This window comes from Amycolatopsis sp. NPDC004772, assembly GCF_053601215.1.
The window spans coordinates 66,664-84,901 of record NZ_JBSGBK010000032.1; the positions used below are offsets into that span (position 1 = coordinate 66,664).

The following is an 18,238-nucleotide window of genomic DNA, read 5'->3' on the forward strand; positions in this document are numbered from 1 at the left end:
CATGAAGGTCATCGGACTGCTCGGCGGGATGAGCTGGGAATCGTCGAGCGAGTACTACCGGCTCGTCAACGAACGGGTGAAGGCCCTCCTCGGCGGGTTCCACTCGGCGCACACCGTGCTCTACTCCGTCGACTTCGCCGCGATCGAGCGCATGCAGGCCGACGGCCGCTGGGACGACGCCGGCGCCGAGCTCAACCGGGCCGCCAAGGCCCTCGAAGCGGCCGGGGCCGACTTCGTCGTGCTCTGCACCAACACCATGCACAAGGTCGCCGACCGGCTCGAGGACGGCCTCGGCATCCCGCTGCTGCACCTCGCCGACGCCACCGCCGCGGCGGTCGAAGCGGCCGGCGTCCGCCGCGTCGGGCTGCTCGGGACCGGTTTCACCATGGGACAGCCCTTCTACCGCGAGCGCCTCGCCGCGCACGGCCTCGACGTGCTCGTGCCGGCCGCCGAAGACCGCGACCTCGTGCACCGGATCATCTACGACGAGCTGGTGCTCGGCGTCGTCGAAGACAGCTCGCGGGAGGCCTACCGCGGCGTGATCGCCCGGCTGGCCGACGCGGGCGCCGAGGGGGTCATCTACGGCTGCACCGAGATCGAGTTGCTCGTCGGCCCGGAGGACAGCCCGGTGCCGACGTTCCCCACGACCCGCCTGCACGCCGAAGCAGCGGTGGACTACGCGCTCGGCACCACCTCACTGCCCCGGCCGCCGACGTGAGCCTCGTGCTGCGCGACGCACTGCCGCCACAGCCGCTCGCGCTCCTCCGCCGTGAACAGCGCCGCCGGGAGGCCGAACACGTCACCCGCGGCCGCCCACCAGTCGCCCGGTGACTCGACCACCTCCTTGGCGCCGTGGCGGTTCAGGGTGAGCGCGCGCAGCGTGTCGACGCCCGCCTCGTCCCGCCGCTGCACCACGCACACCCGCACGAACCCGGACTCGGGTGAGGTCGACAGCCAGGCGTGCTTCTCCGCGAAGTCCGCCATCTCCGCGACGCCGGGCGCGAAGTCCATGCCGGTGAAGCTGCCCGAAGGGTCGTGGTCGAACCGCCAGCCGCCCGGCGCCACCTCCGACGGCCGCAGCCGGTAGGTGTGCGGGCCCTGCACGTAGGTGCCTTCCCGGAGGGGGAGCGGCTCGTGCGGGCCGTCCCCGAGCCCGGCGTCCACCAGCCACGCCGCTCCCGGGGCATCGGGCAGCCCGGTGACGGTCAGCGCCAGGTGGTTGCGGCCGACGTTCGGCTCGTCCGCCGGGCTGCCCTGCACCCCGCCCAGGTGCCGGGTGACCTGGTAGCCGAGCGCCGCGAGCAACGCCGAGAACGCCCCGTTCAGGTGGTAGCAGACCCGCCGCGGCCCCGCAGGATCCGCGCCAGCGACGCCGACGGCTCGAGCGGGGTGGGCCGCCCGAGCTGCACCTCCAGCGCCTCGTACGGCACGCGTTCGACGTGCGCCGCGTGCAGCCGCCGCAGCGCACCCGAGCTCGGCGGCTCGGGATCGAGGCCGAGCCGCGCGAGGTAACCGATGACGTCCATGCCCGACAAGCTAGCGGTGCCCACCGACAAAACCGCGGGATCAGGGATTTCACCCGAGGTGAAGGGGCCGGGGCCGGACGTAGCCTCGAAGGCGTGAGCACTCTGCAACCCGCCCCGGAAACCGACGCCGCCAAGCGCGTGCTGCCGCCGAAACCGATGGCGGCCGCGATCGTCGCGCTGTCGTTCACCCTGCTCCTGTACCTGGTCGAGCTGGTCGACGTCATCCTCCCCGGTGACCTCGACCAGGGCGGCATCCACTCGCGGTCGCTGTCCGGGCTGGACGGCGTGCTGTTCGCGCCCGTCCTGCACGCCGGCTGGTCGCACCTGTTCGCGAACACCGTCCCGGTGCTGCTGTTCTCCTTCCTCGCGATGGCGGCGGGCATCGGCCGGTTCGCGCTGGTCACGGCCATCATCTGGGTGGTCTCCGGGCTCGGCGTGTGGCTGATCGGGCCCGCGGACGGCGTCACCGTCGGCGCGTCCGGCCTGGCCTTCGGCTGGCTCGCCTACTTGCTGGTCCGCGGCCTGTTCAACCGCGCGGCCGGGCAGATCGTGGTCGCCGTCGTCCTGCTCGGCGTGTGGAGCGGCATGCTGGCCGGGCTGCTGCCGGGCAACCCCGGCGTCTCCTGGCAGGGCCACGTCTTCGGCGCGCTGGCCGGCGTCCTCGCGGCGTGGCTGACCACCCGGCGGTCCCGCAAGGCCGCCCCGGGTAACCTCGAAGGGTGACGTCTCCGCCCGCTGATGCCCCGATCGGCGTGTTCGATTCCGGCGTCGGCGGGCTGACGGTGGCGAGGGCGATCCTCGAGCAGCTGCCCGCCGAGCAGCTCCGCTACGTCGGCGACACGGCGCACAACCCGTACGGCCCGCTCCCGATCGCCACCGCCCGCAGCTACGCCCTCGCGGCGCTCGACGAGCTGGTCGAAAGCGGCGTCAAGGCGCTGGTGATCGCCTGCAACACGGCGTCCGCGGCCTGCCTGCGCGACGCCCGGGAGCGCTATGACGTCCCGGTGATCGAGGTCGTCCTGCCCGCCGCGCGCCGCGCCGTCGTGGCGACGCACACCGGCTGCGTCGGCGTCATCGGCACCGAGGGCACCGTGCGGTCGCGGGCCTACGAGGACGCCTTCGCTGCGGCGCCGGACATCACGCTCACCAGCGTCGCCTGCCCGCGGTTTGTCGACTTCGTCGAGCGCGGCATCACGACCGGGCGCCAAGTGCTCGGGCTGGCGCAGGGCTACCTGCAGCCGCTGCTCGACGCCCAGGTCGACACGCTCGTGCTCGGCTGCACGCACTACCCGCTGCTGCAGGGCGTGCTGCAGATCGTGATGGGCCAGGAAGTGACCCTGGTCTCGAGTGCCGACGAGACGGCGAAGGACCTCGTCCGCGTGCTCACCGAACTGGACCTGCTGGCCGCGCGGGAGACCCCGCCGCGGCACGAGTTCCTCGCCACCGGCTCCGCCGAGCCGTTCACCCGGCTCGCCCAGCGGTTCATGGGATTCGCTCCGGGTGTCCTCGCTCCCACCACCGCGTGATCGCGGCGGTGGACGCTTAGGGTGTCGAAGTGCGACTGACCATCCTCGGGTGCTCCGGCAGCATCCCCGGGCCGAACGCCGCCGCGTCCGGTTACCTGGTCGAGGCCGAGGGCTTCCTGCTCGGCCTCGAACTCGGCAACGGCACGCTCGCGCAGCTGCAGGCCGTGACCGACCCGTTCGACCTGGACGCGCTCGTGCTCACGCACCTGCACCCCGACCACTGCGCCGACGTCAGCGCGCTCACCGTCCTGAGGCGCTACCACCCGGCGCCGCCGTACCCGGCGCGGCCGCGGCTGCTGCCGCTGTACGCCCCGCCGGACGCGCCGGTCCGGCTGGCCAACGCGTACGCGCCCAACGAGACCGAGCGGGCCGTCACCGACCTCTCCGACGTCTACGACTTCCGGCCGCTGCGGCCCGAGCCGTTCCGGATCGGGCCGTTCGAGGTGGTCGCGGTCGAGGTCGACCACCCGACCCCGGCGTACGGCCTGCGCATCTCCTACGGCGGCCGGATCCTGGCGTTCACCGGCGACACCGGGCCGTGCGCGGCTCTGAACGAGCTCGCCGACGGCGTCGACCTGCTGCTCGCCGAAGCGTCCTGGACGGATTCGGCGGAGCGGCCGGCCGGGGTGCACCTGTCCGGCAAGCAGGCGGGCGAGCTGGCGCGCGACGCCGGTGTCGGGCGGCTGCTGCTGACGCACATCGCGCCGTGGACCGACGCCGGGGCGGTGCTGGCCGAGGCGTCGGCCGGGTTCCCCGGCGCGGAGGTCGTCAAGCAGGGTGCCGTCTACGACGTCTGACGGGGCGGTCATAGAGTGCACCTGTGGCTCGTAAAGATGGCAGGAACGACGACCAGCTCCGTGACATCAAGATCACCCGGGGGTTCCAGCAGTGGCCGGCGGGGTCGGTGCTGATCGAATTCGGCAACACGCGGGTGCTGTGCGCGGCGAGCGTCACCGAAGGGGTGCCGCGCTGGCGGGCCGGCTCGGGCCTCGGCTGGGTGACGGCGGAGTACGCGATGCTGCCGTCCGCGACCAACACCCGCGGTGACCGCGAGTCGGTGAAGGGCCGGATCGGCGGCCGCACGCACGAGATCTCCCGGCTGATCGGCCGGTCGCTGCGGGCGTGCATCGACCTGGCGGCCCTGGGCGAGAACACGATCGTCATCGACTGCGACGTCATCCAGGCCGACGGCGGCACCCGCACGGCGGCGGTGACCGGCGGTTACGTGGCCCTGGCGGACGCGATCACCTGGCTGGGCGCGGCGAACCGGCTCAACGACCCCCAGCCGCTGTCGTCCTCGGTGGCGGCGGTGAGCGTGGGCGTGGTCGACGGCCGCGTCCGGCTGGACCTGCCGTACGAAGAGGACTCGCGCGCCGAGGTCGACATGAACGTGGTGGCCACCGACGCGGGCACCCTGATCGAGGTCCAGGGCACCGGCGAGGGCGCGACGTTCGCGAGGTCCACTTTGGACACGATGCTGGACATGGCGCTCGCGGGGTGCGCGGAGCTGACCCGCTTGCAGAACGAGGCGCTGGCGCAGCCGTACCCGGGCGAGCTGCCGGAGCCGCGCCCGGACAAGAAGAAGGGCTCGAAGTGACGAAGCTGCTGCTGGCCACGCGCAACGCGAAGAAGCTGGGTGAGCTGCGGCGGATCGTTGCCGCGGAAGGTCTTTCGGGCCTCGAGGTGATCGGGCTCGCCGACGTGCCTTCGTTCCCGGAGGCGCCGGAGACGGCACCGGACTTCGAGGGCAACGCCGTGGCGAAGGCGCGTGACGCTGTTGCGGCCACGGGGTTGGCTGCCATCGCGGATGACTCGGGGATCGCGGTCGACGCACTGAACGGGATGCCCGGGGTGCTGTCGGCCCGGTGGTCCGGGCGGCACGGTGACGACGAGGCGAACCTGGATCTGGTCCTGGGGCAGCTTTCCGACGTGCCGGACGAGCGACGTGGGGCGCAGTTCGTGTGCGTGGCGGCTTTGGTGCTGCCGTCGGGCGAGGAGACGGTGGTCCGCGGTGAGTGGCGGGGGACGCTCGTGCGCTCGCGGCGTGGGACGAACGGGTTCGGGTACGACCCGATCTTCCGGCCGGACGGGGAGTCCCGGACGTCGGCGGAGATGGAGCCGGCGGAGAAGGACGCGGTTTCGCACCGGGGGCTGGCCTTACGGGCGCTGGTGCCGGCACTGCGCGAGCTGGCTTAGAGGAGTTCGACGCCGGGGCCGAGCTCTTCGGCGCCGATGAGTTCGGTGTCGTCGACCTTGATGGTCAAGGCCAGCTCCGCCAGCGGACTGACATCGACCGGCCTGTTCAGCGAAGCGAACGAGAGGTTACGAAGCTGGGGAAGAGCGAGCTCGCGCAGGCCGGTGACCTCCAGACCGTAGAGGTGCAGATCCCGCACGCGGGGAAAGCACCGGATGATGGTTTCGCCGGTGAGCTCGACATCTTGGTCGTGGAAGAGGTAGACCTGCTCGGGGCCGGGAACCGGTGCCGAGGCGGCGAGTGCCTCCGGCGGAAGCTGCCCCAGACTGACGAACCGCAGATTGTCCAGTGCTGCCAGGGGATCGAGGGTCTCGACCTGCCGCAGGTTGTTGAGGGTGATCCTCTTCAGGCCGGACAGTTCGCCGAACACTTCGAGGGTGCCGGCCGGCGCGCTCCGGAAAAGCGCCAAACTCACCAGTTCCTTGAGGCTCTTCAAGGAGTGCTCACCGGTGTACTGGAAGGCCGAGTACAGAGAAAAGGTCGCGAGTTCCGGGTGACTGCTCAGGGGAGCCAGGTCGACGGTCGCATCACCCTGGAGATCGCATTCGAGCCGGCTGAGCCGAGGCAGGCCGTCGAGTGCGCTCAGATCGGCGAGCGGCTCCGTCCGTGGCAGGAACACGATCAGTTCGGTCAAGGCCTTCAGATGCCGCACCAGCGGCAGTAAGCGTGCGGCCCGGACCGTGATCGCGCCGTCGGCCAAAGGTGAGTCGGCCAGCACCTCCGCGGCATAGCGTTCGGGATCGAAGTACTGCCAGGTCTCGGCCAGTTGTTCCTGCACTGCCTTGCGTGGGTCCTGGGCGTAGTTGCGCAGGACCTTCAGCGCATCCTCTCCCGCGGTCAGCGCTGCCGCTCGAACCGACGCAGCCGCCACCGCATCCGAAAGACCATCCAGACTCTCCGGCAGGTAGCGCAAGACGCGATGCCCGATCGACGCCAGCGACCGCGTCTCCCGCAGGCTTCGCGGTGGCACCAGCTTGTCCTGGATCACCGCTTCGATCCGGGCCAGGACTTCCGGGGAAGCGTTGCTCACCGTCTCCAGGCAGGCGGCCGCGAGCAGGCGCAGGTGCCTGGCGTGGCGGGGTTCCGCGTCCGCCCGGTCCAGGATCCCGCTCAGCAGAGTCCCGGCCTGGTGGTGCTTCGCGTGGCCGCACGCCATCACGAACGTCTCCCACCACGTGTCCAGATGCGCCCGGTCGATCAACGTCTCCAGGTGGTCCTGTTCCGTGGCCTCGTTGGCCGCCAGGCACTCCTGGAACGTCCGGTGCACGAAATCCACGCGGTCTCGCACCGGCTCGCGCAACACCCCGCTGCGCTCCAGAAGGTGGTTCAGGACCTCGGCCGGCGTGTGATCGACGTGCGGTAGCGACGGCAGCCGGCGCGAGACGTGCGAGAGCACCCGCTCCTTCGGCAGCTCCACCTTCGACGCCAGCGACAGCCGCCAGGCCAGGTCTCCCAGCAGGATCTGCTTCTGCGCCTCCGTCAGGATCACGTCGATGCGGCGCTCGGCGTCGCGCAGGTGCAACAGCATCGACAACGCCTTGCGGTACAGGTCCATCCGGTCGCGCGGCAGCTCCGACCGGTGCGCCAGGTTCAACGCGCACAACATCGCGCACAACAGGGGGCTCGCGGCCAGAGTACGCAGGTGCGGCCGGGAATCGAGCTGGTTGAGCAGCCGGCGCTGGACCGCGGCCAGGTCCGTGTCCGGGCGGACGGTCCCGCCCGCCGCGGCCGCGTTGTGCCAGCGGGCCACCAGTGCCTCGATGTCCTCCGCGCCCATCGGCTCCAGCAGGACGCAGCCGAACCCCTCGTGGGCCAGCCAGCGGTGGTCGGCCGCCGCCGTGCGGGACGTCACCACGATCACCGTGTCCGGGAACGCCGAAGACAGCTTGCGCAGCCACGATTTCACCTCGCGGCGGTGGCCGGTGCCCACCTCGTCGACGCCGTCGACCAGGACCATCGCGCGGCCGCTGTCCAGCACGCGACGGGCCCAGCCGTCCGGCGGGGCCAGCATCGGCGCGATGTGCGCGAGGAAGTCTTCCGGCCGCGGCAACGGCTCGGCGGCGAAACTCCGCAGCCGGATGGGGAACGGTACCCGGCCGTTCCACTCCGAGAGCTTGCCCGTGAAACCCGCACGGGCCGCCGTCACCGCCAGCCAGTCCAGCAGCGTCGTCTTGCCCGACCCGGCTTCGCCGCGGACCAGCACGTGCGTGACACCGCTCAGCGCCGTCTCCACGCGCACGTTCGCGCTGCCCGTGCGGTTCTGCCGCTTCTCGAACCACAGCTCGTCCATGCGCCGCTCGGCCCGGCGGGGTTCGCCCTCGGGGGAGACGCTCAGGCTCAGGTAAGCGACCGTCAACGGCAAAGCCGGCTGGTCGTCCATCGTCAGGCCGAGCAGTTCGAGCCGGTCGAGGTCGCGGGCGAGCTGCCGGCGGTACGCCGCTTCGAACTCGGCGTCGTGATCGACGCCCTCCGGGGCCGCGAGGCTGGTCTTCGGCACCCGGGCCAGCAGCTCTTCGAGCTGGTCGCTCTGGCGGCTCAGCCGGCCGAGGACGTCGGCGAGCGCTCGTGGCTGGAACGACGGCAGGTGGCGGACGAGCTGCACGAGGTGGCGGCACGCCTGGTCCAGCGCCAGCTCGTACAGCGCGCCGGCCTTCGGGGCGAGGAGCCGCTCGCGCGGGAGGTCGCCGCGGACCTTCCTGGCCAGCTGCTCCGGATCGGCGTCCGCCGCCAGCAACGCTTGGTCGGACAGATCGGCCTTGCCCAGCGCATCCGCCACGGCGAGGAAGGCGGCTTCGATCTCGTGCGGAGGCAGCGTCGAGAACCGATCGGCGAGGACCGGCTCTAGCTGCTCGGCCACCTGCGTGCCGATGTGCTGGATCAGGTTCTCCAGCTTGCGCCGTTCCAGCGGCCCCTTCAGCTCACCTGCCGCCAGCTCGGCCAGCTCGGTGGACCGCGTGACACCGGCCTTCCGCCGCTGCAGCCACGACTTCGCCGCGGCCGAGGCGATCTGACCGCCCAGCTTCAGTGCCGGCCCCTCCAGGCTCGTCACGGCGTCAGGAAGCCAGGCCGATGTCCCGGATCAGCTTCGCCACGTGCCCGGTCGCGCGGACGTTGTAGAAGGCGTGGGCGATCTTGCCGTCGGCGTCCACGACGAACGTCGACCGGATCACGCCCAGATACGTCTTCCCGTAGTTCTTCTTCTCGCCGTACGCGCCCCAGGCCTCGATGACCTTCTTCTCGGGGTCGCCCAGGAGCGGGAACGTCAGGCCTTCGTTCGAGACGAACTTGGCGAGCTTCGCCTGCGTGTCAGGCGAGATGCCGACCACCTGGTAACCCGCGTTGTCCAATTCGGCGAGGTTGTCGCGGAAGTCGCAAGCCTGCTTGGTGCAGCCCGGGGTGCTCGCCGCCGGGTAGAAGTACACCACCACGGACCGGCCGCGGAAGTCGCTCAGGGACACTTCCTTGCCCTCGCTGTCGGGCAGGGTGAAGGCCGGGGCTTCGTCACCGGGAGAAAGGCGCTCGGTCATGCCCCGAGCCTAACGTCAAGCCGGCCCGCAGTAGGTGACCGCGGCGGCTTCGGTTGCGCTCGGGCGGATCTGCAGGCGCAGCTGCGTCGGCTCGCGCGAGACCGCGAACGCCAGCGTGATGTGCACCGAACGGCCCGGCAGCACGTCCTTGCCCGCGTCGGTGATCCCGGTGAACCCCTGGGTGGTGTCCACGACCTGCTTGACCGCGGTGCCGCCCGCGGTGGCCGTCACGTTGAGCCCCGAGAGCTTGTACGTCGTCGAGCCGTCGTTGGTCAGCTGGACGTCGAACGCCGCGCCGCGCGGGCTCTGCGGGTACGCCGACGGGCTGGGGCGGAACGACTGGGGCGAGCCGACCGAGATCGTGAGGCCGCTGGCGAACCGGTGGTCGGCGCCGAACTTGAGATCGTTGCCGGCCGGTGCGGCCGAGGCGCCGGCGCCCGCGGGGGAGCCCGCCGCGCCGAGGGCCGCGGTGCCCTCGTGAGCCGAAGGGACCCCGCACGCCACCGCCAGGCCGAGCAGTCCTGCGGTGAACATGATCTTGCGGGTGCGCGCGAGCGCCATTGCGGGTACTCCAGTCGGCGGGTCGGGTGCCGTCGGCAACGGGGGATTGCCGGGGGAACCCGCTCCACTCTGGCCGTGATCGCGCGTGGTTACGAGGCGCGACCGGGGGTTGTCGCGCACCTGGTGCCACCCCGTGGCCAATCCGTGACCGGAACGGCACGGCTGGTGACAATCTCTGGCCACATGCCACTTAAACCGCGAGCGCGAACAGCAGGATGAAGATCGCGACGCCGGCCACCCACGCCGTCATCAGCCAGCCGAAATCCCGGACCGGATCGACCGCGCGGCTCTCCTCGCCGGGCACGTACACGCCGCGCTCCTCGAACCAGTCCGCCCAGCGGGCGACCCAGCGCAACGGGTTGCGCGACGCCATGCTCCACCTCCGGGGACCGGTTGACCCCGTCACAGTACGCGTTCGGTCACGCACGCCGGAAGGCGCGGGCGGCTGTCCACTCCCGACATCCCACGGCCGGGTGAACGTCGGTACCGGTCGTGGAGAAGCTCAAGCCAGGCCGTGACGGCGCAGGATCGTCACGGCACGGACGGTCGCGTACCCCCGCCATTCGAGCGACGCGGCGGGCGAGAAGCTCGCGAAATCCACCCGCCAGCCGCCGTCGTCCTGTTGCGCCTCCGCGAGCCGCCGCAGTTCCGCGTCGACGACGTCGGCGGCGAACAACGCGCGCGCCGGACGGTCCGGCAGCGGCGCGAAATCCAAGGCGCGGAGGGTTTCGCCCTCCGAACCACCGTCCACCGGGGCCAGCCCGTCGGCCGGGACGAACGCGGCGAGGTGCTCCAGGAGCGCCGGCGCTTCCGCGTGGAGTTCGTGGGCGGCGTCGACGAACTGCACCGCGAAGGACAACGCGATCGCGTGCGGTGGCCCGGAAAGCTCGCGGAGGGCGCGGAAGCAGTACTGCGTCGCCGCGGCCAGCCACGGGTGTTCCCGCACGGCCCGGTCGTGCCGGGCGACGCGCAGGGCCACGCCGGCGGTGAACGCGGTGCTCTGCAGGGTGGCCACGGCCGGATCGGCCTGCGCCCAGAAGGGCGCGCAGCCGGCCGGGTCCGCCACGGGCAGCGCGAACGGCAGGCCACCGTCCGGACGGGACGCCGTCGCCAGCCAGTCGCAGAGCCGCTCCGCGTGCGGCGTGGTCCGCGGGGCGACCTCCTCGAACACCTCGAAGGCGTGGAGGGCGCCGCCGGGCTGGCTTTCCGGCGCTCGCAGGTCCGGTTCGAGGCCCCAGCCGTAACCGCCGTCCGGGTTGCGGTAGCCGTCGACGGCGGCCAGCACCGCGTCGGCGTCGGTGGCGCCGTCGAGCAGTTCGAAACGGCGGCGGTCGAGGAGGCGGGCGTGCGTCGCCATGAAGGACGCCGCCGCGGGAAGGTTCACGGACATGCCGCCAGCGTCGCACCCGGCGCGGCCGGCCGTCTTGAACGGATCGGACGTCACGGCAGCTGCGGTCCGGCGGGAGCCGAGCGCAGCCGGGCCGCGTCCTGCCCGGGCGGGGCGCCGAACAGGCGGCGGTACTCGCGGTTGAACTGCGACGGGCTGTCGTAACCGACGAGGTGCCCGACGCCGGCGACGTCGCCCGCGTCGGCCAGCAGCAGCGACCGGGCCTCCTGCAGGCGGATGCGCTTCTGGAACTGCAGCGGGCTCAGCGCCGTGGTGGCGCGGAACTGGCGGTGGAACGCCGACGCGCTCAAGCCGCTCAGCCGCGCGAGCTCCTCGATCCGCATCGGCTCGGCGTAGTTGTCCCTGATCCAGCGGATCGCGCGGCCGACGTGCGCGGCTCCGCCGCCGGCCAGGCCGATCCGGCGGACCAGGCCGCCGTGCGGGCCGGTCAGCAGCCGCCACAGGATCTCCCGCTCGATCAGGGGCGTGAGCACGGGCACGTCCGACGGGTGGTCGAGCAGCCGGAGCAGGCGCAGCGCCGCGTCGAGCAGCTCCGGACCGGCGTCGTCGACGGCGATCGGGGACGCCGGCGGGGTGCGGGGCGGCGCCTCGGGCAGCAGCGGGGCGATCGCCGCGGGCCGCAGCGCGAGGCCCAGGCCCAGCGCCGGCGTCCGCGGGGTGGCGCCGACGAAGTGGCCGGTCACCGGCAGGTCGGTGCCGACCAGCAGGTACTGCCCGGCGCGGTACTCGTGCACCTGCTCGCCGAGCAGCAGGCGCTTGCCACCCTGGGCCATGACGACCAGCAGCGGCTCGGCGAGCGAGTGGTGCGGCTCGCTCGTTTCCACTTTGGACAGCAGCAGGCCCGGCACCGGCGTGCGCAGGTCGGCGTGGGCGTGCCGGGCGACGAGGTCGCGGAGTTCTTCGAGCACCCGTCCAGGAAACCCGCGTCGAGAGGATTGTGCAAGAGGTCGACGCGATCGGTCTACCGTTGAACAGGGCATACGCGGTTTCCTTGAGTGGTCGATCCGACGACCCATGGAGAGTTTCGTGTCACTCGATCACTACGTCACCCTCGGCCGCTCCGGCCTCCGCGTCAGCCCGTTCGCCCTCGGCGCGATGACCTTCGGGGAAGACCCCGGCGGCGCCGGCTGCGACGTCGAGGAGTCCGAGAAGATCCTCGCGACCTACCTCGACCTCGGCGGCAACTTCGTCGACACGGCGAACTTCTACACCAACGGCCATTCCGAGAAGATCCTCGGCGACTTCTTCGCCGCCCAGCCGGGCCGCCGGGCGCGGGTGGTGCTCGCGTCGAAGTTCTTCGGCAACATGTTCCCCGGCGACCCCAACGGCGGCGGCGCCGGCCGCGCGTCGATCATCGCCCAGCTCGACGAGACGCTCCGGCGGCTGCAGACCGACTACCTGGACCTGTACTGGCTGCACAACTGGGACCGCGCCACGCCGATCGAGGAGACCATGCGGACCCTCGACGACCTGGTGCGCGCGGGCAAGATCCGGTACGTCGGCTTCTCGAACACCCCGGCGTGGGTCACCGCGCAGGCGCAGACGACGGCGTTGCTGCGCGGCTGGACGCCGTTGATCGCGCTGCAGGTCGAGTATTCGCTGCTGGCGCGGACGGTCGAGGGCGAGCTGGCGCCGTTCGCGCTGGACCAGGGCCTGGCGCTGGTGCCGTGGAGCCCGCTGAAGAACGGTTTCCTGTCCGGCAAGTACCGCCGCGGCGCCGCGACGCCGGATTCCGCCCGCGCGGCCTTCGTCGGCGGCCCGTCCGAAGCGGAGTTCGCGGTCATCGACGCGGTCGCGGCGATCGCCGAGGAGCTCGGGTCGACGTCCGCGGCGGTGTCGCTCGCGTGGCTGCGGGCGCGGCGCGGAACGGTGGTCCCGATCGTCGGCGCGCGGCGGCTGGAGCACCTGACCGGCAACCTGGCCGGGCTGGACGTCACGCTGACCCCGGCGCAGCTGGCCACTTTGGACGCCGTTTCCGCGCCTGAGCTGGATTATCCGGCCCCGATGCACGGCGCCCAGCGGGCGATGCTGCAGTACGCGGGCACGACGGTCGACGGTGAACCGTCCACTGTGTACCCGCCGTTGCTGCAGAGCGGGGTCCGCTACTGACCCACCGTGATGTGCGGCGCCAGCGCCCGCAGGAAGTCGGCCGCGTCGAACATCTCGCCGGCCGTGGCGACGCCCTTCGCCTTCGTCCGCCCGGTCAGGATCCGGTCGACCGCCTCCACCGCCAGCGGCGCGCTCACCGCGTAGATGTCTTCGCCGCGCGCCACGATCCGGCGTTCCTCGTCGCCGGCGCGCACCACGACGTCCACCACGAACGTCTCGGCCGCGTCGCGCTCGCCGGCCGCCGCCAGGCCCTGGGCCGCGTCGACCGTCATGTAGCTGACGACGTCGCGGACCGCCAGGTGCCTCGGGATCGTCACGATGTCGGCCATCGAGAACTCGCCGAAGACCGGCCGGGAGCCGAGCGGCTCGGGGAACGCCCACTCGCGCGTCGGCAGGGCGTCTTCGCGGTAGTCCAGCCGGCCGCCCGCGTACCGGATGCGCTTGCCGCCACGGCGTTCCCGGGACACCCGGCCCGCTTCGAGGGTGCCGGCCGTCGGGCGCCAGCCGCTGAGCCCGTAGGCGACGTGGATCTCGTCGGCCGCCGTCCAGTCGCCCATCGCCGCAGTGGCCAGCAGGTCGGCCAGGCCGCCGAAGAACGCCATCGCGGGGACGACCGCGGTGTCGGCGGTCAGCGCGAGGGTGTCGAGGTTCGCCTCGATCTCGGCGGCGACGTCGACGTACGGGACGCCGGCGCGGATGGCCGCCTCGGCGAGCGGGATGGCCGTGCCGGCGAACGGGCCCGCGCAGTTGATCACCGCGTCGACGCCGTCGAGCGCGCGGTCGAGGGCGGCCGGGTCGTCGGCCGACGCCGGCCGCCCGCCCGGCAGCTTCGCCGCGTTCCGTCCGGAAAGGACGGCGTCGAAACCGCGCTTTTCCAGCTCGGCCACCACGAAGCGGCCGGTGTGCCCATAAGCGCCGTAAACCAGTACCGAAGTCATGAGGTCATCCTGGCGAGCGCCGGACACCGTCACCAGTGTCCGGAATGACATGATGCGTACACTTTCGGACATGCACGCCGTCGCCCTCGCCGCCACCGACGGGATGCTGTCGTTCGAGCTGACGATCGCCACCGAGGTGTTCGGCGACGACCCCCGGTACGGCTTCGCGGTCTGCGGCTCGGCTCCGGTGCGGGTGGGCCGCTTCCTGCTGGAGCCGGACCACGGCCTCGACCGGCTGGCGCGCGCGGACACGGTGCTCGTGCCGGGCTGGGCCGACGTCGACGCGGCCCCGCCGGCGGACCTGATCGACGCCGTGCGCGCGGCCCACACCCGCGGCGCCCGCGTGGCGTCGCTGTGCACGGGCGCCTTCGTGCTGGCGGCCGCCGGCCTGCTGGACGGCTTGCGCGCGACCACGCACTGGGCCCACACGGACGTCCTGGCCGCCCGCTACCCGGACGTGACGGTGGACCCGGACGTGCTCTACGTGGACAACGGCCAGGTCCTCACCTCGGCGGGCAAGGCGGCGGCGATGGACCTGTGCCTGCACCTGGTCCGTGCCGACCACGGCCCGGCGGCGGCCAACGCGATCGCCCGCCGCCTGGTGGTGCCGCCGCACCGGGCGGGCGGCCAGGCCCAGTTCGTCACGACGCCGGTCCCGAGCCGCGACGACCACCCGCTGGCCGAGCTGCTCCCGTGGATCACCGCCCGCCTCGACCGGCCGCTGACGGTCGAGGACCTGGCCCGCGAGGCGAACATGAGCAGCCGCCACCTGGGCCGCCGCTTCCGGTCGGCCACGGGCACGACGCCGTTGCAGTGGCTGCTGAACCAGCGCATCCGCCGGGCCCAGGAGCTGCTGGAGAACACGGACGCGAGCATCGACGCGGTCGCGGAGGCGGTCGGCATGGGCACGGCGACGACGTTGCGGCGGCACTTCAACCGGACGGTCGGCGTGCCGCCGGACACCTACCGGCGGACGTTCCGGAGCTGAGACGAAGGTGAGGGCTGCCGGCAAGCCGGACCACGACGGGGGTCCGGGGGCGGAGCCCGCCGGGCGGGGCCCGGGGGTTGCACCCCCGGAAAACACGACGAGGGGGTGGGGGCGAGCGCTTTCCGCGAGCAGACCTCGCCCAACCCCCGAGTGGGCCCGGAGAGACTCGAACTCTCACTGGCACGGACCTAAACCGTGTGCCTCTGCCAATTGGGCTACGGGCCCCCGGTACTCCGCAGCCTAGCGTGCGGCGTGGCCCGTGCGGACGCGGCGGGGCGGTCGACTAAGTTGGGTCCTGGAAGTCCCATGCGGCGAGGAGGACACGTGGCCCGCGATCCCGAGACGATCGAGCGTGAGATCGAGCAGGCTAGGACCGCCCTGGCGGCGACGCTCGACCAGCTGACCGTCAAGGCCGACCCGAAGAAGCTCGCCGACGCGGCCAAGGACGGCGTGCGCGCCAAGCTGGACAACCCCAAGGTCAAGTTCCCGCTGATCGGTGCGGGCGTCCTCGTGCTTGTCCTGCTGGTGCGCAAGCTCCTCAAGTAGCGCTAGGCCTGCTTCGCCGGCGCCTTGCTCTCCGCGGCGGGCGCCGGCTCGGCCGGGGCCTTGCGATCCTCGACCGCCTTCGGGAGCTGCTTGCTCGGCGGCAGCTGGGGCTTCTTGTCCGCCGACGCCGGTGTCTGCTGCTTCGGCACGCTCCCGGGCGGCGGGACTTCGAGCGGCGGGAGCTTCGGAAGCGTCAGGCGCGCCGTCATGTACGCGCTGGTGAAGTCCAGTGCACTGCCGTTGAGCAGGTGGACCACCGTCGTCTTGGCGTCGCCGGCGAGCTCCTCGACCAGCTGGTCGGCCCGGTCGCGCGCGGCGATGATGCCGGGCTCACGGGCGGTCAGCTCCTTGCCGCGGCCGCTGACCGTGATGGCCCAGTCGGCGTCTTCCTGAACGTACGTCGCCGTGATCGTTTCCACCATCTGCCTCACACCCCTCTCCCTCACCAGCATCCTTACACAACCGTGACGCGGTCACCGCGCTTTCGTGACGCGGCTCCCGTGCCCCTCCTCCGGCCGTGAAGGTCCAGCACACTTTCTACCGTGTCACCAGAACAGTAGTGCAACTCTGTGTCACAAGACACGATTGCTGTGAGTAATCACCAGATGGCCTAGTGCACGCGCAAGTTACCGTGCACGGTCCCGCAGGCCGCTCCACAGCACGTCCATGGCGTATTCGGTGGCCGTCTCGGGGCTCACTTCCTCGTGCCGCTCGCACCAGATCGCGAGCCGTTCGCACGCTCCGACCACGAATTCCGCGGCCGCTTCGGCCTTCAGGTCGTCCCCGGTGTCGAAGTGGCCGCTCATCAGCGCGGCGATGAGGTCGGTCTGCTGACGACGGGTTTCCTCGACCTCGTCGGCGGCCGGCGTCCCGATCAGGGCCATCTCGTGCCGCAGCAGCGACCACGCCTGCCGCCGTTCGCGGATGAAGACGAAGAAGGCCAGCAGGCCGCGGCGGAGCGCGTCCTCGGCGTCGGCCGCCCCGACGGTCGCCTGCTCGGTGACCTCGCGCAGCACCGCGCGCGACTCCCGGATGCAGGCCAGCAGGAGACCTTCCTTCGAGTTGAAGTACTCGTAGAGCATCGGCTTCGAGACACCCACCAGCTCGGCGATCTCGTCCATCGACGCCGCCGCGTAGCCGCGCTCGGAAAAGACCTGCTCGGCAACCTCGATCATCTGCCGCATCCGGTCGGCCCGTGGCATGCGCTTGCGCTTCGCGGTGGTCACGGGTAACACTCTACCGCTGGTAACCTACTCCCAGTAAGATGGACGACGAGTAACAGGAACCCGGAGGCGTCATGGGCAACCGCACGGAGACCGGGGTCGTCATCGTCGGGACCGGGTTCTCCGGTCTCGGCATGGCGATCCAGCTGCGCAAGGAGGGCCGCGAGGACTTCGTCATCCTCGAAAAGGCCCACGACGTCGGCGGCACCTGGCGGGACAACAGCTACCCGGGCTGCGCCTGCGACATCCCGTCGCACATGTACTCGTTCTCCTTCGAGCAGAACCCGGGCTGGTCGCGGGCGTACTCGCCGCAGCCGGAGATCTGGCGGTACATGCGCGAGGTCGCCGACAAGCACGACCTGCGCCGGTTCATCCGGTTCGGGCAGGAGATGACCGGCGCCCGCTGGGACGCCGAGGAAGGCCGGTGGCACGTCGCCACGAGGGGCGGCGACGAGTTCGCCGGGACCGCGCTGGTCGCCGGGGTCGGCGCCCTCCACCTGCCGATGATCCCGGAGCTGCCCGGGATCGAGCGGTTCGAGGGCCCGGCCTACCACTCCGCGCGGTGGCGGCACGACGTCGACCTCGCGGGCAAGAAGGTCGCCGTCATCGGCACCGGCGCCAGCGCGGTCCAGTTCGTCCCGAAGATCGCCCCCGAGGTGGCGGAGCTGACGCTGTTCCAGCGGACGCCGCCGTGGATCATGCCGAAGGCCGACCACGAGATGTCCGGCCGGACGCGCGCGCTGTTCAAGGCCGTCCCGCCGGCCCAGCGCGCCTACCGCACCCTGCTCTACTGGCTGCTCGAAGCGCGGGCTGTCGGCTTCAACGGCCAGTCGTGGGTGATGAAGCTCGGGCAGCGGATCGCCAAGCGCAACATCCACCGCGCGATCGAGGACCCGCAGCTGCGGCGCAAGGTCACCCCGGACTACACCATGGGCTGCAAGCGCGTGCTCATCTCCAACGACTACTACCCGGCTCTGGCGCGCGACAACGTCGACGTCGTGACCGAGGGCGTGCGGGAGGTCCGCGAGCGCAGCGTCGTCGACGCCGCGGGGGTCGAGCACGCGGCCGACGTCATCGTCTACGGCACCGGCTTCCACGTCACCGACGCCTTCGACGACCTGGAGATCGTCGGCCGCGACGGGCGCAACCTCGGCAAGGAGTGGGCGACCGAGGGGATGCGGACGCACCTGGGCATCACCGTCGCCGGGTTCCCGAACCTGTTCTTCCTGCTCGGCCCGAACACCGGGCTCGGGCACAACTCCGTCGTGTTCATGATCGAGGCTCAGATCTCCTACGTCGCCGAAGCGCTGCGGCTGGCCCGCGGGAAGCCCATCGAACCGAAGCCGGAAGTGCAGGAGCGGTTCAACCGGCAGATCCAGCGCAAGCTCGCGAAGGGCATCTGGACCCGCGGCGGCTGCAAGAGCTGGTACCTCGACGCGAAGGGCGTCAACCGGACGATCTGGCCCGGCTTCACCTGGCGGTACTGGCTGGACACGCGGAAAGTGCGGCGCGAAGACTTCCAGGTCGGCTGAGCGTCGTGGGGTGGTGTTGGGGGGTTTAAAACCCCAAAAACAAACAAACCCCCCGCGGGGGGGGAGAGCGGGGGGGGGGAGGGGCCGGGGCGGGGCCCCA

19 protein-coding genes, 1 tRNA gene and 1 pseudogene are annotated in these 18,238 nt (G+C 71.6%); 10 read left to right on the plus strand and 11 right to left on the minus strand.

Annotation, left to right across the window (positions count from 1 at the left end):
• Position 1: 1 nt before the first annotated feature.
• Positions 2–718, plus strand: a complete 717-nt coding sequence (locus ACWEF6_RS20955; RefSeq protein WP_449684480.1) for an aspartate/glutamate racemase family protein — start codon at positions 2–4, stop codon at positions 716–718.
• Here ACWEF6_RS20955 and ACWEF6_RS20960 read toward each other — a convergent pair.
• A pseudogene (locus ACWEF6_RS20960) lies at positions 676–1,526 on the minus strand (arylamine N-acetyltransferase family protein). The gene ACWEF6_RS20955 and the pseudogene ACWEF6_RS20960 overlap by 43 nt on opposite strands.
• Before the next feature lie 93 nt (positions 1,527–1,619).
• Between ACWEF6_RS20960 and ACWEF6_RS20965 the strand changes: the two are divergent.
• From ACWEF6_RS20965 to rdgB, 5 genes are read left to right on the plus strand one after another with little or no spacing between them, the layout of a single operon-like run.
• Positions 1,620–2,249, plus strand: a complete 630-nt coding sequence (locus ACWEF6_RS20965) for a rhomboid family intramembrane serine protease (RefSeq protein WP_449684481.1) — start codon at positions 1,620–1,622, stop codon at positions 2,247–2,249.
• Complete coding sequence (gene murI, locus ACWEF6_RS20970) at positions 2,246–3,052, plus strand: glutamate racemase (RefSeq protein WP_449684482.1); 807 nt, start codon at positions 2,246–2,248, stop codon at positions 3,050–3,052. The genes ACWEF6_RS20965 and murI overlap by 4 nt, the downstream gene beginning before the upstream one ends.
• 29 nt (positions 3,053–3,081) lie before the next feature.
• Positions 3,082–3,849: an MBL fold metallo-hydrolase gene (locus tag ACWEF6_RS20975; RefSeq protein ID WP_449684483.1), complete on the plus strand. Its 768-nt coding sequence runs from the start codon at positions 3,082–3,084 to the stop codon at positions 3,847–3,849.
• A gap of 23 nt (positions 3,850–3,872) precedes the next feature.
• Complete coding sequence (rph, locus tag ACWEF6_RS20980) at positions 3,873–4,649, plus strand: ribonuclease PH (RefSeq protein ID WP_449684484.1); 777 nt, start codon at positions 3,873–3,875, stop codon at positions 4,647–4,649.
• A complete protein-coding gene (gene rdgB / locus ACWEF6_RS20985) occupies positions 4,646–5,248 on the plus strand; it encodes an RdgB/HAM1 family non-canonical purine NTP pyrophosphatase (RefSeq protein WP_449684485.1) in 603 nt (200 codons plus the stop codon). Before rph ends, rdgB begins: the two co-directional genes overlap by 4 nt.
• Here the strand turns inward: rdgB and ACWEF6_RS20990 are convergent.
• The 6 genes from ACWEF6_RS20990 to ACWEF6_RS21015 form a co-directional block, all read right to left on the minus strand.
• Positions 5,245–8,355, minus strand: coding sequence for an NACHT domain-containing protein (locus ACWEF6_RS20990; RefSeq protein ID WP_449684486.1), 3,111 nt, complete (start codon positions 8,353–8,355; stop codon positions 5,245–5,247). The two genes, rdgB and ACWEF6_RS20990, sit on opposite strands and share 4 nt — an antisense overlap.
• Positions 8,356–8,359: 4 nt before the next feature.
• Positions 8,360–8,833, minus strand: coding sequence for a thioredoxin-dependent thiol peroxidase (gene bcp, locus ACWEF6_RS20995; RefSeq protein WP_449684487.1), 474 nt, complete (start codon positions 8,831–8,833; stop codon positions 8,360–8,362).
• 15 nt (positions 8,834–8,848) lie between these two features.
• On the minus strand, positions 8,849–9,394 hold the full coding sequence (locus tag ACWEF6_RS21000) for a hypothetical protein (RefSeq protein ID WP_449684488.1): 546 nt from the start codon (positions 9,392–9,394) through the stop codon (positions 8,849–8,851).
• A gap of 190 nt (positions 9,395–9,584) precedes the next feature.
• Entirely contained in the window at positions 9,585–9,767 is a 183-nt protein-coding gene (locus ACWEF6_RS21005) for a hypothetical protein (protein WP_310967104.1), read from the minus strand.
• A gap of 129 nt (positions 9,768–9,896) precedes the next feature.
• Positions 9,897–10,784 carry a hypothetical protein gene (locus tag ACWEF6_RS21010; RefSeq protein ID WP_449684489.1) on the minus strand — a complete coding sequence of 296 codons (888 nt, stop codon included), beginning with the start codon at positions 10,782–10,784 and terminating at the stop codon, positions 9,897–9,899.
• A gap of 50 nt (positions 10,785–10,834) precedes the next feature.
• A complete protein-coding gene (locus ACWEF6_RS21015; RefSeq protein WP_449684490.1) occupies positions 10,835–11,710 on the minus strand; it encodes an AraC family transcriptional regulator in 876 nt (291 codons plus the stop codon).
• Between the two features lie 118 nt (positions 11,711–11,828).
• On the opposite strand from ACWEF6_RS21015, the gene ACWEF6_RS21020 reads away from it, so the two are divergent.
• The gene (locus ACWEF6_RS21020; RefSeq protein ID WP_449684491.1) at positions 11,829–12,911 is read left to right on the plus strand and encodes an aldo/keto reductase; all 1,083 of its coding nucleotides are present in this window, start codon (positions 11,829–11,831) and stop codon (positions 12,909–12,911) included.
• On the opposite strand, the gene ACWEF6_RS21025 is transcribed toward ACWEF6_RS21020, so the two are convergent.
• Positions 12,905–13,849 carry a saccharopine dehydrogenase NADP-binding domain-containing protein gene (locus ACWEF6_RS21025; RefSeq protein ID WP_449684492.1) on the minus strand — a complete coding sequence of 315 codons (945 nt, stop codon included), beginning with the start codon at positions 13,847–13,849 and terminating at the stop codon, positions 12,905–12,907. The genes ACWEF6_RS21020 and ACWEF6_RS21025 overlap by 7 nt on opposite strands.
• A gap of 70 nt (positions 13,850–13,919) precedes the next feature.
• On the opposite strand from ACWEF6_RS21025, the gene ACWEF6_RS21030 reads away from it, so the two are divergent.
• Positions 13,920–14,837: a helix-turn-helix domain-containing protein gene (locus ACWEF6_RS21030; protein WP_449684493.1), complete on the plus strand. Its 918-nt coding sequence runs from the start codon at positions 13,920–13,922 to the stop codon at positions 14,835–14,837.
• Between the two features lie 151 nt (positions 14,838–14,988).
• Here ACWEF6_RS21030 and ACWEF6_RS21035 read toward each other — a convergent pair.
• A tRNA-Leu gene (locus ACWEF6_RS21035) sits at positions 14,989–15,062 on the minus strand.
• A gap of 99 nt (positions 15,063–15,161) precedes the next feature.
• Between ACWEF6_RS21035 and ACWEF6_RS21040 the strand changes: the two genes are divergently transcribed.
• On the plus strand, positions 15,162–15,383 hold the full coding sequence (locus tag ACWEF6_RS21040) for a DUF3618 domain-containing protein (RefSeq protein WP_004559246.1): 222 nt from the start codon (positions 15,162–15,164) through the stop codon (positions 15,381–15,383).
• Positions 15,384–15,385: 2 nt separating this feature from the next.
• Here ACWEF6_RS21040 and ACWEF6_RS21045 read toward each other — a convergent pair whose 3' ends face one another.
• Together ACWEF6_RS21045 and ACWEF6_RS21050 are read right to left on the minus strand one after the other, a co-directional pair.
• Positions 15,386–15,805 carry a hypothetical protein gene (locus ACWEF6_RS21045; protein WP_191316409.1) on the minus strand — a complete coding sequence of 140 codons (420 nt, stop codon included), beginning with the start codon at positions 15,803–15,805 and terminating at the stop codon, positions 15,386–15,388.
• 204 nt (positions 15,806–16,009) lie between these two features.
• Positions 16,010–16,567, minus strand: coding sequence for a TetR/AcrR family transcriptional regulator (locus ACWEF6_RS21050; protein WP_449684497.1), 558 nt, complete (start codon positions 16,565–16,567; stop codon positions 16,010–16,012).
• A 113-nt stretch (positions 16,568–16,680) separates the two neighbouring features.
• On the opposite strand from ACWEF6_RS21050, the gene ACWEF6_RS21055 reads away from it, so the two are divergent.
• Positions 16,681–18,138, plus strand: a complete 1,458-nt coding sequence (locus tag ACWEF6_RS21055; RefSeq protein WP_449684494.1) for a flavin-containing monooxygenase — start codon at positions 16,681–16,683, stop codon at positions 18,136–18,138.
• The last annotated feature ends 100 nt before the right edge of the window (positions 18,139–18,238 follow it).